The sequence below is a fragment of the Campylobacter concisus genome (genome assembly GCF_002912425.1).
Lineage (GTDB): Bacteria > Campylobacterota > Campylobacteria > Campylobacterales > Campylobacteraceae > Campylobacter_A > Campylobacter_A concisus_AH.
Window position 1 is genome coordinate 42,917 of the sequence record NZ_POYR01000116.1, and the last position, 15,379, is coordinate 58,295.

Below are 15,379 nucleotides of genomic sequence, written 5' to 3' on the forward strand. Positions count from 1 at the left end.
GCAAGGCAAGTTTTAATCACTTTTTTGTATAATCTGACGCAATAAAAGGAGATCATATGCTAAAAAAACAAGCCGATACTATAAGATTTTTGTGCGCTGATATGGTGCAAAACGCTAACAGCGGACACCCAGGTGCTCCTATGGGCCTAGCCGATATCATGGTGGTTTTAAGCAACTTTTTAAAACACAACCCTAAAAATCCAAAATGGCTAAACAGAGATAGGCTCGTTTTTAGCGGTGGTCACGCATCAAGCTTGGTCTATAGCTTCTTACATCTAACTGGCTACGATCTAAGCCTAGATGAGCTTAAGAAATTTCGCCAGCTTGGCTCAAACACCCCAGGACACCCAGAAATTCACACTCCAGGCGTTGAGGTGGCTACTGGCCCACTTGGTCAAGGCGTAGCAAATGCAGTTGGCCTAGCCATGGCAGAAAAATACGCTGCAAACGTGCTAAATGAGCCAGATAATAAAATAATCGATCATAAAATTTACTGCCTTTGCGGCGACGGCGATCTTGAAGAGGGCATAAGCTACGAGGCATGTTCAATCGCAGGAAATTTAAGACTAGACAACCTTGTGCTCATCTACGACTCAAACAACATCACGATCGAGGGCGACACAGCGATCGCATTTAGCGAGGACGTCAAGGCAAGATTTGAGGCACAGGGCTGGGAGGTCGCACGCATCGACGGACATGACTTCAACCAGATCGAATTTGCGTTAGAGCAAGCTAGCGAGAAAGAGTCGCCATATCTAATCATCGCAAACACGCACATAGCACGTGGTGCAATGGAGCTTGAAGGCAGCCACCACAGCCACGGCGCACCGCTTGGCGAGGAGATCATCAAAAAGGCAAAGGCCGCAGCTGGCTTTGACCCTGAGAAGAAATTTGCTATCGACGAGGACGTGCTTTTAAGATTTAGAGGCGCAGTTGAAAAGGGCGATCTTGAAGAGGTGATGTGGAACAAAAAGGTTGAGGCGTTAAGCATTGAAGGCAAAAATTTATTAAACTCACTTCTTAATCCAGACTTTAGCAAGATCGAATTTCCAGACTTTAGCGACAAAAAACTAGCCACAAGAGATACAAACCACGTTATCTTAAATGAGATAGCTAAAAAACTCCCTGGCTTTATCGGTGGTAGCGCAGATCTTGCTCCGTCAAACAAGACTGAGCTAAAGGGCATGGGTGACTTCCCAAATGGTAAAAATATCCACTACGGCATCAGAGAGCATGCCATGGCAGCTATTAACAACGGCATCGCTAGATACGGCCTTTTCTTGCCATTTTCAGCGACATTTTTCATCTTCAGCGACTATTTAAAGCCAAGTGCGAGGATAGCAGCGCTAATGGGCATCAAGCACTTTTTTGTCTTCACACACGATAGCATCGGCGTTGGCGAAGATGGTCCGACACATCAGCCTATCGAGCAGCTTAGCACATTTAGAGCGATGCCAAATTTCTACACTTTCCGTCCAGCTGATGGCAACGAAAACGCAGCTAGCTGGCAAGCGGCTCTAAATTTAAACGCTCCAAGCGCATTTGTGCTTAGTCGCCAAGGGCTTGACCCACTTGCAAAAGGCGAATTTGGTGAGGTTAGCAACGGCGCATATCTGCTAAGCTCGGTAAAAGATGCGAAAATCACATTTATAGCAAGCGGCAGCGAGGTCTCACTCTGCGTAAAAGCAGCCGCACTTCTAGCTGAGCAGGGTATCGGTGCAAACATCGTATCAGCGCCTTGTTTTGACCTACTTTGCGAGCAGCCAGCTGAGTATGTGGCTAGAATTTTAGATAAAAATACAACCATTATCGCAGTTGAGGCCGCAACTGGCTATGAGTGGTATAAATTTGCTGACGCAGTTTATGGCATGAACAGCTTTGGCGCCAGCGGTAAGGCGAACGAGCTATTTGACCACTTCGGATTTACTCCGCAAAAGCTTGCAAATTTTGCTAGCGAACTTATATAAAATTTAACTTTGGGGAGTAAAATCCCCAGCTGCAATCTAAAATCAAAAAAAGGCATTTTATGGAAATTTCTCACGTTATCGTTTTGGCCTTGGTGCAAGGCATAAGCGAGTTTTTGCCGATATCAAGCTCGGCTCATCTCATCTTGGTGCCAAAGCTACTTGGCTGGCCAGATCAAGGTCTTGCTTTTGACGTGGCAGTGCATGTTGGTACGCTAAGCGCGATACTTTTTTATTTTAAAGATACGATTTTTAAGCTACTTCGCGACTTTTTTGCCTCGATCGCGCAAAGAAAGATGGTGGGCGATAGCCTGCTTGTCTGGTGCGTTGGATTTGCCACTATCCCAGTGGGGATTTTTGGACTTTTGTTTAACAACGTGATCGAAGAGTACGCAAGAAGCGGCGTTGTGATCGCAGTTACAACTATCATCTTTGGCATCGCACTTTACTTTGCTGATCTTCGCTCGACAAATAAAAGCGAATACGAAATGACCATAAAATTTGCTCTTATCATCGGTTTAGCACAGGCTGTGGCGCTCATCCCTGGCGTCTCAAGATCAGGTATAACGATGACAGCAGCTTTATTTTTAGGATTTAGCCACAAAGGTAGTGCAAATTTCTCATTTTTACTTTCGATCCCAGTCATCATTCTAGCTGGCGGACTTGAGAGTATCAAGCTTATAAAAGATCCAAACGCCTTGCCTTGGAGTGACATCGCCCTTGGCGTCATCATAAGTGCAGTTAGTGCTTATATCTGCGTGAAGCTATTTATGGGGATCATCTCAAGGATCAGGATGCTACCTTTTGTCATCTACCGCTTGATCTTGGGTGCGTTTTTGCTCTATCTATTTTTATAAATTTAAGTTGTAAAATGGCTGGGCTAAGACCTAGCCAAAATGATAAATTTGCCAAAAAGCTTGGCAAATTTACTCATCTTTTTTATCTTTTTTTATGACGTTTAAAAAGTCTTTTGCGGCTTGATAGGCTCTGTCGCCAAATTTCTTAGCTTCTGTTTTTATATCCATTTGTTTGATATCTTCAAGCTTGTCGTTCGCCTTTTTCTCAAACTCCGCGATATCTTGCTTGAGGCCTTCAAGCTTGTCATTAGCGTCAAAATTTAGCTTTAGCTTTTTGCTCTTGTCGTTTAGCTCTTGCTTTAGAGCTTCAAATTTATTATTTGCCTCGCTCACAAGCTTTGCAACGCCGTTTGACTTTAGCTCTTCAAGCCTTGAGCTGATCTGCTCTATCGCTTGATCGCTTATGCGTTTAAATTTTGCTAGATTTGTGTCAAGCTCGCTATTTATCACGCTTTCGATTTCGCTTTTAGCTACGCCATCAAATTCGTTTTCAAGCTCTTTAAGAAGCGCTATAAACTCTTCATCTACGTTTTTTAAATTTAAAAGTTGTGAGTTTAGCCTTAGCTCGTCTGGAGCAAATTTAGCCTCATCTTTTAGCTTTTCAATAGCTCTTAAAATGCCATCTCTTGTGCCATTTATCGCGCCTTTTATGAGCTCTTTTGCAAAGATGTGTCCCTCATTTGCTAAATTCCCCGCTGCACTGATGATATTTTTTGAAATTTCAAGGATGCGCTCCTTGCTAAACTCCCCACCTCTTATCGCAGAATAGGTCATATTTTTAGCTATCGCGCCAGCGGTCTCTTCTACGTCCTTTGCGCCCTCAAGCGTCGTTAGAAAAGCGATTTGAGCGCTCTCTTTTAAGATGCCAAGCATTCTCGTTTCTCTAATGATCGCATTGTTTAAAAGCTCTAAAATTTCCTCTTTTTCGCCAAAATTTCTATCTTTTACGACCTCTTCAGCCGCTTCAAATGAAATTTTTAGCCTATTTTTTATCTCTTCACGCTTTGCCTCGATGGCTCTATTTGTCTCATCTCTTTTATCAAATAGCTCATAAAGCTCCTTCTCTTCGCCGCTAACTAGAGCTTGATTTATCCCCTCCATCGCGCTTTTTAGATTTTTGGCATTTATGAGGCTCTCTTTGTCCATCTTGTTGTAAAGCTCATTCATCTTTTGCTTCAAAAGATCAGGCAGTGCGTTTTCATCTTTGTCTGAGACGTCCTTAAAAAAGTCGTTGCAAAGAGCCTTTATGCTAGTTAGTAGCCCCTCGCTATCTTTATAATCACGTAAATTTTGCTCAAGTTTATCCATATTTTTACCTTATAAAACGTATTTTGCTTCGTGTTTTAGGGCTGAAAATATCTCGAGCCTCTCTTCTTCGCTCAAAACTAGCACGGTTAGATCATAGCTCGCGTACTTTTTATCCTTGCTAAATTTAGAAAAAACTAGCTTAAATTCCCTATCTTTTACTATATCTTTCACCTTTGCCTCTGCCTCATCACTCGCATCAAAGATCACTTTGTACTCCCAGTGTGTTGGGTAGTCGATCTTTGGTTTTTTATTATTTAGATCGCATATACTCGCCACTTTTGCCTCCTTTTTTGCTCTCTAGTACGATGCTACTGATCTCCATACCTTTATCTATGGCTTTTACCATATCATAAATAGTAAGAAGTCCCACGCTTACGCCTGTTAGCGCCTCCATCTCGACGCCTGTTTTACCCTCTATCTTTACGCTTACAAAAAGCTTAAAAGCGCAAATTTCAGGCAGCTCCTCGATGTCACAATCCACGCCCAAAATGGCCAGTGGATGGCACATAGGTATTAGCTCGCTTGTCTTTTTAGCGCCCATTATCGCAGCGACAACGGCTGTTTGGATGACTGGGCCTTTTTTGCCTGTGTTTTCTTTGATCGCCGTAAAGGCATCTTTGCTCATTTTGATGATCCCACTAGCTGTTGCTACTCTTTTAGTTGGATCTTTTGGGCTTACATCGACCATCTTTGGACGGTCTTTTTCATCTAAATGTGTTAGCATTATCTCTCCTTTTTTTGGTGGATTATAGCCTATTTAAACAAATTTAAGTTATCAGCAAATTTAAGCAAAAAATATCAAAAATCTAAAATTTAAGCTTTGTTCAAAAGGCGAGAGAAATTTTTCATTTCTTAATATAATTATATAATTTAAATAATTTTTTTAAAGAAATATTTATAATTTAAATTTTTAATGCAAAAAAGCCTAAAATACGAATTTTTATAGATAATAAATTTTATCAAAAATATATTTCTATCCATTAAATTCCAAAGTCTATTTATTGTAAATAGCAAAATTTAAAAAAAATTATTGATATTTTTCTTTAAAAGCTTAAGAAAACAAATTAACTTCTAATTTGCTTTTAAGATATGAATATGTATATTTTTGTTAATTTTAAATTTACGATGAAAGCAACCTAGATAATGAAATTTCTGCTATGTCTTAGCTTATCTTTGATAGCGCTTTTTGCTGAGAGTAAGGGCTGCTTCGTCGATGAAAATAGTCAAAACATCATCTTTGTAAAAGATGGCGAGACAAAAAGCCTAGGGCTAAAGGAGAAAATTTACAAAGATCAAAGATGTGCTTTTGATGAGAGCTCTTTTTACGTTGCAAATTTAAACAACGAGGTTGTAAGGGTAGCTAGCGAGAAGGAATTTTTATTTGCACTGCCAAATGTTGGCTGTAAGGTTTCAAATATCTTGCTAGATAAAGAGAAAATTTACGTCGCTTGCGATATGGCAAATATCGTAACGATCGCTATTTTTGACAAGAGTTCTAAAAAATTTATATCAAAAAATTTTAACAATGTTTATAAAATTTCTAGCTTTTTATCGCTTGGCGAGGGAGTGTTTTTTACAAGCTTTAATGGCAAGGTATTTTTGCTTGATAGCAAGCTTAACGCAAAAGAGCAAAAAAGCGTTGGCTTTGCGCCCATTAGTGCTTGTAAATTTAGCGATGATGAAATTTTCATAGGCTTTAGAAACGGAGAAATTTTAGATCTTAAAAGTGGAGCTAAAAAACAAGTTTTAAGATCTAAAATTTCAGCTCTTGCGTGCGCGGGAGATGAGGTTTTAGTAGCTAGCGAGGACGGAGCGATCTATAAATTTGACAAAAGCTTTAAGCTAAAGGGCAAAAAAGAGCTTTTTAGCGGCGAGATAAAAGAAATTTTTATAGATAAAAACGTGCTTGTTGGCGTGGATCTAGGTAATAAGACAAAGAGTTTAGAGATAAATTCATTTTAAAAAGGAGAGTAAATGCAAAAGTTATTTTGTGTCGCAAGTGCTGCACTGCTTGGACTATCTTTAACTGCTGCTTGTGCTGCTAGTAGTGACCTTGAAAAAGTCATGAAAGAGCGCGGGCTAAGCGAAAAAGATGTCCTTGCAGCTGCTAAGACTTACCAGCCAAGCGGTAAAAAAGATGATTTCATCGTCTTTTCATCTGGCGGGCAGAGTGGTCAAGTGCTAGTTTATGGCGTTCCGTCGATGAGAATTTACAAATACATCGGCGTTTTCACCCCAGAGCCTTGGCAAGGATATGGCTATGACGATGAGTCAAAAGCCGTTTTAAAACAAGGCAACATCAGGGGCAAAGAGATAACTTGGGGCGATACACACCACCCAAATTTCACTGAGAAAAATGGTGAGTATGTTGGTGATTATCTATTTATCAACGACAAGGCAAACCCAAGGATCGCTGTTATAAATTTAAAAGACTTTGAGACAACTCAAATGGTCGTAAATCCTATCATGAAGAGTGAGCACGGCGGTAGCTTCATCACTCCAAACAGCGAGTACGTCATCGAAGCTAGCCAGTACGCAGCTCCACTTGATGACAACTATCACTCAATGGACGACTACGAAGCCGTTTATAGAGGCGCTGTGACATTTTGGAAATTTGACTATCCAAAAGGCAAGATCGACGAGAAAGCATCTTTCTCTCTTGAGCTTCCTCCATACTGGCAAGACCTAAGCGACGCTGGTAAGGGCGAGAGCTATGGCTGGGGCTTTACAAACTCAATAAACACTGAGATGTATACAGGTGGTATCGAAAAAGGTCTTCCTCCATTTGAGGCAGGTGCTAGTAGAAATGACACCGACTTCTTGCACGTTTATAACTGGCAAATTTTAGAAAAACTTGCACAAGACAAGAAAAACTACAAAGTTATAAATGGTCATAGAGTGATTACGATAGAAGCTGCTGTAAAAGCTGGAGCCCTATTTTTGATCCCAGAGTCAAAGAGCCCACACGGTTGTGATGTAACACCAGATGGTAGATACATCATCGTTGGCGGTAAGCTTGATACTCACGCATCAGTTTATGACTTTAAAAAGATCAAAGAGCTAATCGACAAAAAAGAGTACGCTGGCACTGACCCATACGGCATACCTATCTTAGATAGAGAAAAGACAATGCACGGACAAGTCGAACTAGGCCTTGGACCACTGCATACATCATTTGACTCACAAGATGGCGTAGTATATACTTCACTTTACGTTGATAGTCAAATCGTAAAATGGGACTACAAAAATTTAAAAGTGCTTGATAAAGTAAATGTTCATTACAACATCGGTCACCTTGACACAATGGAGGGCAAATCAGCAAAACCAGTTGGCAAATATGCAATCGCTCTTGATAAACTTTCAATCGATCGCTTCAACCCAGTTGGCCCGCTTCACCCACAAAACCACCAGTTAATCGACATCAATGGTCCAAAAATGGAGCTAATCTATGATATGCCGATCCCACTTGGTGAGCCACACGACGTTGTTTCAATAGCTGCTAGCAAGCTAACTCCAGCGCTTACTTACAACATGGGTACAAACTCAAGAACAGGCGAAGCAAGCCCATATGTAACTCTAGCTGGTCAAGAAAGAGTTGAGAGAAACGGCAAAAACGTAACTGTCTATGCAACAATGATCAGAAGTCACATCAACCCAGAGCACATCGAGGTAAATAAAGGCGATAACGTAACAATTCACCTAACAAACCTAGAGCGCGCTCAAGATGAGACTCACGGCTTTGGCATCGACCTTTACAACATCCACGCTTCACTTGAGCCTGGCAAAACTGCTTCAGTAAATTTCGTAGCTGATATGGAAGGCGTCTTCCCATACTACTGCACCGAGTTTTGTTCAGCACTTCACCTAGAGATGATGGGTTACTTACTTGTTAAAGATCCAAATAAAAAATATGAATCTGCAAAAAATAGCAAGCTAAAAACTCTAAGCCCAGAGGCTCTAAAAGCTGAGTACGACAAAGTAATCGCAACTAACAAAGCAACTGATGATGTTATCCAAGAGGTTGTTAAATACCTAAAAGAGAAACATTATGAGAAATATCCAAAAGTAAAAGCTTTGGTTGATGACGCACTTGATCAATACGGCCATATCAAAGAGGTAAAAGCTAAAGCTGACGAAGCTTACAAAAAAGGCGACGTAAATGGCGCTATCCTTTGGGAGTATCAAGTATGGCAATACATGGTAAAAACTGCCGACGTTGGTCTAAGAGCTAAAAATAACCTAGCTAAAGAGATCGCAACTCCGATGAGCCCAGCTGCTGCAAAAGGCGAAGAAGCTTATCTAAAAGGCGGATGTAATGGCTGCCACGTTATCGGTCAAGTAAGCTCAGGTCCAGACCTAACTGGTGTCTTGCTAAGACATGAAAACGGCGAAAAATGGGTAGCAGACTTCATAAAAGATCCTGCTAAATTCTATAACGACGACTACGTTAAAGCGATGATTGATTTCTTTAAACTTAGAATGCCAAATCAGCACATGAACGACGAAGAGATCAAAAATATCATCCAGTATCTAAAATGGATAGACGAAAACGCAGGTATGTAGTTTTAAGGGGCATTTTTTGCCCCTTTTAAATTTTAAAATTTAACTTTTTCGCAGGCTAAATTTTAAAATTTAAAGGAGAGATTATGAGTAAATATAAAATTTATACCATTGTTGCACTAATCATCATGAGCGTTTGTTTTACTCTGCCAGTTCTTGGCTGGCACGGAGCAAAAGAGCGTATAGCTAATGGCGACGAGCTACCATCTTATGCTTACACTATCTACGATCTTTATAGCTCATTTCAGTATAAAAACCACCTTTTACCAAAAGAGGTGGCAAGTGATCTTCATAAGATGATCGAGCAAAAAGCAGAGATCGGCACACCATCTTTTCCTATCTGGTACGTATCTCTTGAAGCGCCAAACTATCCAAAGGCAGCCTTTCCAGATGGCATCCCAGTATATTTTCACGTAGATGGATATAGTGGCGATGTGCACGAGATGAATACGATAAACCACTACATCGGCATGTATCCTATGGAGCATGGCGGAAATTTAGAGCGAGCGATCGCACCTTATTATCTACTTATCGCCACACTTTGCATGCTTGCGTTTTTATACTATGACGGTAAATTTAACTCACTTCTCATGGTGCCAACCATCATCGCACCTGTGCTATTTATGAGTGCATTTGTGGGCTGGCTATACTGGTACGGACACAACATGCAAGAGTGGGGCGCCTTTAAAATCAAGCCATTTATGCCAACCGTTTTAGGCGATGGTAGCGTGGCGCACTTTACTACGCACTCTTATCCAACTATCGGTTTTTGGGTGATGATGGTGATGAGCGTGCTTTGCATACTTGCGGTCTTTTCAAAGAAAAAAGAGCTAAATGCGTAAAATTTGTAAATTTGCCCTTGCCTTTTTGCCACTTTTTGGCTTTGCAAACGTCCTTCAAGATGCGATAAATAACGCTAGCCCTGGCGATGTGATAAAGCTAGGCGACGCCGTTTATGAAGGTGGCATAACGATAAATAAGCCCCTTAGCATCATCGGTGAGGGCAAAAATGCCCATATAAAAGGGAGCGGCAAAGGCACGGTCGTAAAGATCATCGCTTCAAATGTGACACTTAAAAATTTAAAGATAAGTGGCAGTGGCAACGACCTTGGCGAGCTTGACGCTGGCATAGGCTGTGACAAGGCAAATAACGTAGAAATTTCTAAAAACGACATAAGCGACGTGCTTTTTGGGATCGATTTTAAAGAGTGCAGTAGCTCAAAGATCACTGAAAACAATATCACCTCAAAAAAGGGCGCTAGCCTTGGCTTTAGAGGCGATGCGGTGAGACTTTGGTATAGCCATGAAAATTTGATTGAGCACAACAATATCCGTGACAGCCGTGACATGGTCGCATGGTACGCAAGTCACAATAAATTTCTAAGCAACAAGGCAGTTGGCAGCAGATACTCGCTTCACTTCATGTATGCTAATCAAAATTTAGTCGAAAATAACGAATTTATCGGCAACGCTGTTGGTATGTTTTTTATGTATTCGGCTGGCTCAAATATAAAAAACAATCTCGTTATGGATAGTGACGGCGCTTTTGGCATCGGCATCGGGCTAAAGGACGTGTCTGACTTTACGATAGAAAATAACACCCTTGTCTATAATGCGCGTGGCATCTTGCTTGATAACTCGCCGTTTCAGCCTGGATCAACTATAAATTTTATAGGCAATAAAATTTTACACAACGTAGTTGGCGTCTATTTTCACGCTACGCAAGGCACAAGCATCTTTGAAAACAACGACTTTATCGGCAACATGGACATCGTCGTAAACGACACCCCAGGCGAAAAGATGCTACTAAATAGATGGAGCAAGAATTATTATGACGAGTATGAGAGCTTTGATAGAGATAAAGATGGCTACGGCGACACGCCATTTTTGCACCTCTCATACATCGATCAGCTCTGGCAGTACTATCCAAATTTGCAGTTTTTCTACGGCTCAAGCGTCTTTAGCGTCTTAAATTTCTTAGCTAAACTCGCTCCATTTTCTGAGCCGATAAAGCTACTTGAAGATAGTTCGCCTAGGATAAAACCGCTTGATGTTTCAAATTTCAACGCTTTAAAGGCGAAACGTGGATAGAAGAAATTTTATGATAATTGGCTCAGCCGCAGCGGTGGCTGGATACGCCATAGGCAAGTTTTTGCCAAAAAGTAGTGGCGATAAGCTCTATCTTAGGCCGCCAGGTGCTGTTGATGACTTTGATGATCTTTGCGTAAAATGCGGTCAGTGCGTGCAAGTTTGCCCTTATCACAGCATAAATTTACTTGATATAGAAGATGGCTACTCAAGTGGCTCAGCTCACATTGACGCCAAAGAGCGAGGCTGCTACTTGTGCGACCTTTTCCCATGTGTGCTAGCCTGTCCAAGCGGGGCGCTCGATCACGCCACAAAGGTCGTGGGCGATGTCAAAATGGGCGTTGCAGTTTTAAGCGACACGGCTGCCTGTTTGAGCGTGAAAAGAGAAAATTTAAGCGAAGCTGGCGTTAAACATCTGCTTGATCGCAAAGCCTATAATGACAGAGAAGAGGCGCTAAAAGATAAGATAAAAGGCAAGATCGGTCAAATTTGCGATCTTTGCGTCACGCTTTGTCCAGTTGGCGATAGCGCGATAGTGATGAGCGAGGCAAATTTACCACTTATAAAAAATGGCTGTGTTGGTTGTGGTGTTTGTGCTGAGGTCTGCCCAGCAAAGATCATAAATATCGCCCCAAAGATGAGTTATGATGAAATTTACAAGGAGAAAAAATGAGAGTAATAATACCTTTAATAGCTGCTGCGTTGATATTTGTCGGCTGTGAAAAGAGCGAGGACAAAGCGCAAGAGGCTGCTAGCGAGCAAGGCGCAAAAGTAGCGACAAGTGCTAGCATAAAGGTCGAAAAAAGTGAAAATAATGAGAGCGCAAATAAGCAAAATGAATTTATAAAATACGATATGCACGGCGAAAAAAGCGTCAAATTTGGTCTTGAAGACAACAACGTAAGCCGCCAGATCGGAGCGCTTGCCATGGTAAAAAGCCCGCTTCAAACTATAAATTTAAGGCTTATAAAGGGCAGACTTAGCAAGGACTTCATCACAAAGTGCTCAGCCTGCCACGACGACTACGCAAATGGCATCATTGGACCATCTCTTCTAACAAAGAGCGAGGATGAAATTTTCAAGATGATAAACGCTTATAAAAACAAAGAGAAGGTAAATGTGCTAATGCGTGATCTTGTTAAAAAGATGGATGAGAGTGAGATTAGAAAACTAGCCAAAGAGATAAGCGATTTTAATGCGCAATTTAGGAGCAAACAATGAAAATCGGAAAAATCATAACGATCATTTTAGCGGTGCTGATATGCGGCATCATGGTGTTTATGCTAAGTCAAACTCCGCCTAAAAAGGAGAAAACAGAAGCTAGTGTTCAGCCAAAAGTGGAGCAAAATATCTCAAAAGAGCAGTCAAAGTCTAGCGAGGAATTTGCCAGCGAAGATGAGCTAAAAAAGGTAAAAGAGCTAAGCCTAAGCGTAGCTAAGGCTCAAAATGAAGGCGTTAGCAGGCAATATCTAACCTCTTGCGCTCCGTGCCACGGCGCAAATGGCAAGGGTGTCGTAGCGCCTGATATCACTCATCTAAGCAAGGACGAGCTTCTTAAAAAACTAGCTGATTATAAGGCTGGCAAGGTGCAAAACACGCTTATGAAGGGACTGCTAACAAACGTTAGCGATAGCGATCTAAACAGCCTTGCTGATGAAATTTCTAAATTTAAAAAGTAAAAATGGATAAATATAACGTTCGTGCGACCGTTAGAAACGTAAGCTTTCTAAGCACGCTAATAACGACTACAAAAGATGGCAAAAAGCGCCCAAGCATACGTTTTTGGCGCATTTTCACCATTGTGTTAGTTCATCTTTTGTTTTTGCTCTCATACAGGGTCGATGTGCAAATTTTAGAGGGCGACATCAGCGCTTCTAGGATACTTGGCTTTCACCTAGCAGATGCATTTATGAGCTTGCAAGTCTTTTTGGCAACGCATGAAATTCATGTAAATTTGCTCATCGGCTCGCTTAGCATCTTAGCCTTTTACATCATTTTTGGTGGCAGGGGCTTTTGCTCGTGGGTTTGCCCATATTCGCTTATAAGTGAGATAGCTGAGAAAATACATGAAAATTTGCGCGCCAAAAAGATAGTAAAACCGCGAGTTTTTGACACAAAATGGCGCTATATATTTACCATTTTGTTTTTGGCTCTTAGCTTTGCTAGCTCAAGTCTTGTCTTTGAAATTTTTAACGTCGTTGGGATATTTTCAAGATTTATCATCTATGGCTACTTTCACGCTATCTGGCTAGTTGTGGCTATGCTCGCGGTTGAAATTTTCTTTTCACGCAGGGCATGGTGCAGGTATGTCTGCCCTGTTGGAGCGACCTATTCGCTACTAGCAAAGCCAAATGCGATAAAGGTCAGCTGGGATAAAGAAAAGTGCGATCACTGCTTAGTTTGCACCGATGTTTGCCTAGTGCCACACGTGCTTTTTATGACAAAAAAGGGGGCAAAAACTGATGATAGTAAAAAGCTCTTTAGGATAGCTGGGGCTGACTGCACGCTTTGTGGCAGGTGTATCGACGTGTGCCACCAAGATGCGCTTAAATTTGACAACGGCTTTAAGAAACTCATATAAGGAAATTTTTTGATAGATATAAAAGAAGTAACGAAAATTTTTGGCTCGCAAAAGATACTTGATAGCGTCAGTCTAAATGTAAAAGCTGGCGAAAAGATAGCGATACTTGGGCAAAATGGAGCTGGCAAAAGCTCGCTCATGCGTATCATCTTGGGCGAGTTTGTGCCAAATAGCGGAAGTGTCGCGATAAATGGCGTAAATACCCTAAAAGATAGAAAAGAGGCGTTAAAGTTTATCTCATTTGTGCCGCAAACCCCGCCACCACTTAAATTTAGCCTGCGTGAGCTTTGCGAGTTTGTCTGCAAAAGCTCAAATGTTAAATTTGAAGATATTGAGAAATTTAGCAAGCTTTTAGAGCTTGACCTGCATGCAAATTTAAATAAGTCCTTTTACAAGCTCTCTGGCGGTATGAAGCAAAAGATGCTAATAGCCATCGCATTTGCCAAAGATAGCGAAATTTTGATGTTTGATGAACCAACGGCAAATTTAGATGTAAAAGCAAGAGAGTCTTTTAAAAATTTGCTCGATAATTTTACGCAAAAAAAGACGCTAGTTTTCATCTCGCACCGCATAGATGAGATCGCTCATTTGCTTGATAGATGCGTCTATATGGACCTTGGCAAGATCATCAAAGAAGAAAATTTAAGGAGCAAGAGTGAATAACCTTTTTTTAATAGCAAAACTTGACGTCAAAGAGTCGTTTCGCTCGAGGTGGTTTGCGATCTATGCGCTTCTTTTTTCTGCTTTGATGATAGGATTTTTATTTAGCGGAGTGACCGACTCACGCGTGCTAGGCTTTTCTGGGCTAACAAGGGCGCTACTTTTGTTTATACAAATTTGCGTCATCATCGTGCCGATATTTATCCTCATTTCAACCGTTAGAAGTATAAACCAAGACAGGGACACAAACCTGCTTGAGTACGTGCTAAGCTTCCCGCTAAGCCTTAAAGAGTACTACTTTGGCAAGGCACTTGGGCGGACATTTGTTGTTTTTGTGCCGCTTTTGTTCTCGCTTTTGCTTTGTGTGGTGGTTGGCTTTATAAAGGGCGTGTCGATACCTTGGGGTGTGCTGGTGCTCTACTTTGGCCTGCTTTTTAGCCTAAGTATCGTCTTTTTATCGCTTGGCTTTTTCATCTCAAGCCTTATCAAAAACCAAGAAACAGGCCAAGGCGTGGCGTTTTTGCTCTGGCTTATCATGCTAGCTTTTATCGACCTAGCGCTCATTGGACTGCTTATGCGAAGCTCTGTCGATGAGTATGTCATATACACCATCGCGATGTTAAATCCGATCGAGCTTTTTAGGATAGCCGCACTTAGCCTTTTTGACCCAAATTTAGCAGTCATAGGCACTGCCTCTTACTTTATCTTAGGCACATTTTCAAAAGCGACCTTCGTAGCTTATGCGATCATCTATCCTTTGGTGCTTGGCGTGATCTTGCTAGTTTGCGGCTATTTGGGCTTTAGCAAGAGAGATCTTGTTTGATTGTTTTTTGTTAAATAAGAGTTGGTTTTAAATTTAGACGAGGCTTGTATTATTCCACTTGTCCAACAAGAAACCTCCTTTTTGTAATGACCCCCTTTCCCCCAAAGGGGGTTTATCTTTTAAGGAAATTTATGAAAAAATCCATTTTATTTTTAGCCTTTGCCGTTTTATCTCTAAGCGCAAACTGGGATGAAAATATGCAAAACTGCATCAACAAAAGTGACGCAAAAGCTTGCGAGAGCTTTAGTAAAAAGCTTTCAAGCGAGTGCGAGAACAAAGACAAAACCTCTTGCTTTTTATATGCTGATATGCTAGGCCGAGGTCTTGGCGTTGAAAAAGATCTGGTTAGATCTTACGAGATATTTAAGTCGCTTTGTGAGAACGGCAGCAGCGAAGCTTGCTACGAGCTAGCTACTAAATATCTGCAAGGAAACGGCGTAGAGCAGAGCTTTGATCTATCTGCAAATGCCCTTGATAAAGCTTGCAAAATGGGCAGCAAACGAGCCTGCAACGTCTTAGAACTCGTGCCTAAGAATTA

At 41.3% G+C, this 15,379-nt stretch carries 16 protein-coding genes; 13 read left to right on the forward strand and 3 right to left on the reverse strand.

Translation table 11 applies throughout. From position 1 onward, the window contains the following. Positions 1-56: 56 nt before the first annotated feature. Together tkt and CYP84_RS06625 are read left to right on the forward strand one after the other, a co-directional pair. Positions 57-1,967 carry a transketolase gene (gene tkt, locus CYP84_RS06620; RefSeq protein ID WP_103637029.1) on the forward strand — a complete coding sequence of 637 codons (1,911 nt, stop codon included), beginning with the start codon at positions 57-59 and terminating at the stop codon, positions 1,965-1,967. A 59-nt stretch (positions 1,968-2,026) separates the two neighbouring features. Further along, positions 2,027-2,821 carry an undecaprenyl-diphosphate phosphatase gene (locus CYP84_RS06625; RefSeq protein ID WP_002941660.1) on the forward strand — a complete coding sequence of 265 codons (795 nt, stop codon included), beginning with the start codon at positions 2,027-2,029 and terminating at the stop codon, positions 2,819-2,821. A gap of 69 nt (positions 2,822-2,890) precedes the next feature. On the opposite strand, the gene CYP84_RS06630 is transcribed toward CYP84_RS06625, so the two are convergent. Genes CYP84_RS06630 through moaC form a run of 3 tightly spaced genes read right to left on the reverse strand, consistent with a single transcriptional unit; the run spans position 2,891 to position 4,856 of the window. After that, entirely contained in the window at positions 2,891-4,129 is a 1,239-nt protein-coding gene (locus tag CYP84_RS06630; protein WP_103637030.1) for a hypothetical protein, read from the reverse strand. Positions 4,130-4,138: 9 nt separating this feature from the next. Next, entirely contained in the window at positions 4,139-4,405 is a 267-nt protein-coding gene (locus CYP84_RS06635; RefSeq protein ID WP_103607085.1) for an HP0495 family protein, read from the reverse strand. Further along, the gene (gene moaC, locus CYP84_RS06640; protein ID WP_180996395.1) at positions 4,380-4,856 is read right to left on the reverse strand and encodes a cyclic pyranopterin monophosphate synthase MoaC; all 477 of its coding nucleotides are present in this window, start codon (positions 4,854-4,856) and stop codon (positions 4,380-4,382) included. Before moaC ends, CYP84_RS06635 begins: the two co-directional genes overlap by 26 nt. A gap of 416 nt (positions 4,857-5,272) precedes the next feature. On the opposite strand from moaC, the gene CYP84_RS06645 reads away from it, so the two are divergent. The 11 genes from CYP84_RS06645 to CYP84_RS06695 all read left to right on the forward strand — a co-directional run. After that, positions 5,273-6,091, forward strand: coding sequence for an ATP-dependent protease (locus tag CYP84_RS06645; protein WP_103637032.1), 819 nt, complete (start codon positions 5,273-5,275; stop codon positions 6,089-6,091). A gap of 12 nt (positions 6,092-6,103) precedes the next feature. Continuing rightward, positions 6,104-8,692 (forward strand): Sec-dependent nitrous-oxide reductase, encoded by a 2,589-nt coding sequence (gene nosZ / locus CYP84_RS06650; protein WP_103637033.1) that lies wholly within the window; start codon positions 6,104-6,106, stop codon positions 8,690-8,692. An 83-nt stretch (positions 8,693-8,775) separates the two neighbouring features. Continuing rightward, on the forward strand, positions 8,776-9,531 hold the full coding sequence (locus CYP84_RS06655) for a hypothetical protein (protein WP_021086571.1): 756 nt from the start codon (positions 8,776-8,778) through the stop codon (positions 9,529-9,531). Beyond that, on the forward strand, positions 9,524-10,780 hold the full coding sequence (locus CYP84_RS06660) for a nitrous oxide reductase family maturation protein NosD (protein ID WP_103637034.1): 1,257 nt from the start codon (positions 9,524-9,526) through the stop codon (positions 10,778-10,780). The genes CYP84_RS06655 and CYP84_RS06660 overlap by 8 nt, the downstream gene beginning before the upstream one ends. Further along, positions 10,773-11,450, forward strand: coding sequence for a 4Fe-4S dicluster domain-containing protein (locus CYP84_RS06665; RefSeq protein ID WP_103637035.1), 678 nt, complete (start codon positions 10,773-10,775; stop codon positions 11,448-11,450). The genes CYP84_RS06660 and CYP84_RS06665 overlap by 8 nt, the downstream gene beginning before the upstream one ends. After that, a complete protein-coding gene (locus CYP84_RS06670; RefSeq protein ID WP_103637036.1) occupies positions 11,447-11,998 on the forward strand; it encodes a c-type cytochrome in 552 nt (183 codons plus the stop codon). Before CYP84_RS06665 ends, CYP84_RS06670 begins: the two co-directional genes overlap by 4 nt. Continuing rightward, positions 11,995-12,456, forward strand: coding sequence for a c-type cytochrome (locus CYP84_RS06675; RefSeq protein ID WP_103637037.1), 462 nt, complete (start codon positions 11,995-11,997; stop codon positions 12,454-12,456). The genes CYP84_RS06670 and CYP84_RS06675 overlap by 4 nt, the downstream gene beginning before the upstream one ends. Before the next feature lie 2 nt (positions 12,457-12,458). Continuing rightward, on the forward strand, positions 12,459-13,358 hold the full coding sequence (locus CYP84_RS06680; protein WP_103637038.1) for a NapH/MauN family ferredoxin-type protein: 900 nt from the start codon (positions 12,459-12,461) through the stop codon (positions 13,356-13,358). 9 nt (positions 13,359-13,367) lie between these two features. Then, positions 13,368-14,021 carry an ABC transporter ATP-binding protein gene (locus CYP84_RS06685; RefSeq protein ID WP_002941553.1) on the forward strand — a complete coding sequence of 218 codons (654 nt, stop codon included), beginning with the start codon at positions 13,368-13,370 and terminating at the stop codon, positions 14,019-14,021. Then, positions 14,014-14,841, forward strand: a complete 828-nt coding sequence (locus CYP84_RS06690) for an ABC transporter permease (protein WP_087583651.1) — start codon at positions 14,014-14,016, stop codon at positions 14,839-14,841. Before CYP84_RS06685 ends, CYP84_RS06690 begins: the two co-directional genes overlap by 8 nt. 131 nt (positions 14,842-14,972) lie before the next feature. Continuing rightward, positions 14,973-15,379 (forward strand): tetratricopeptide repeat protein (locus tag CYP84_RS06695; protein WP_103603192.1); only part of this gene is annotated, 407 nt, incomplete at its 3' end.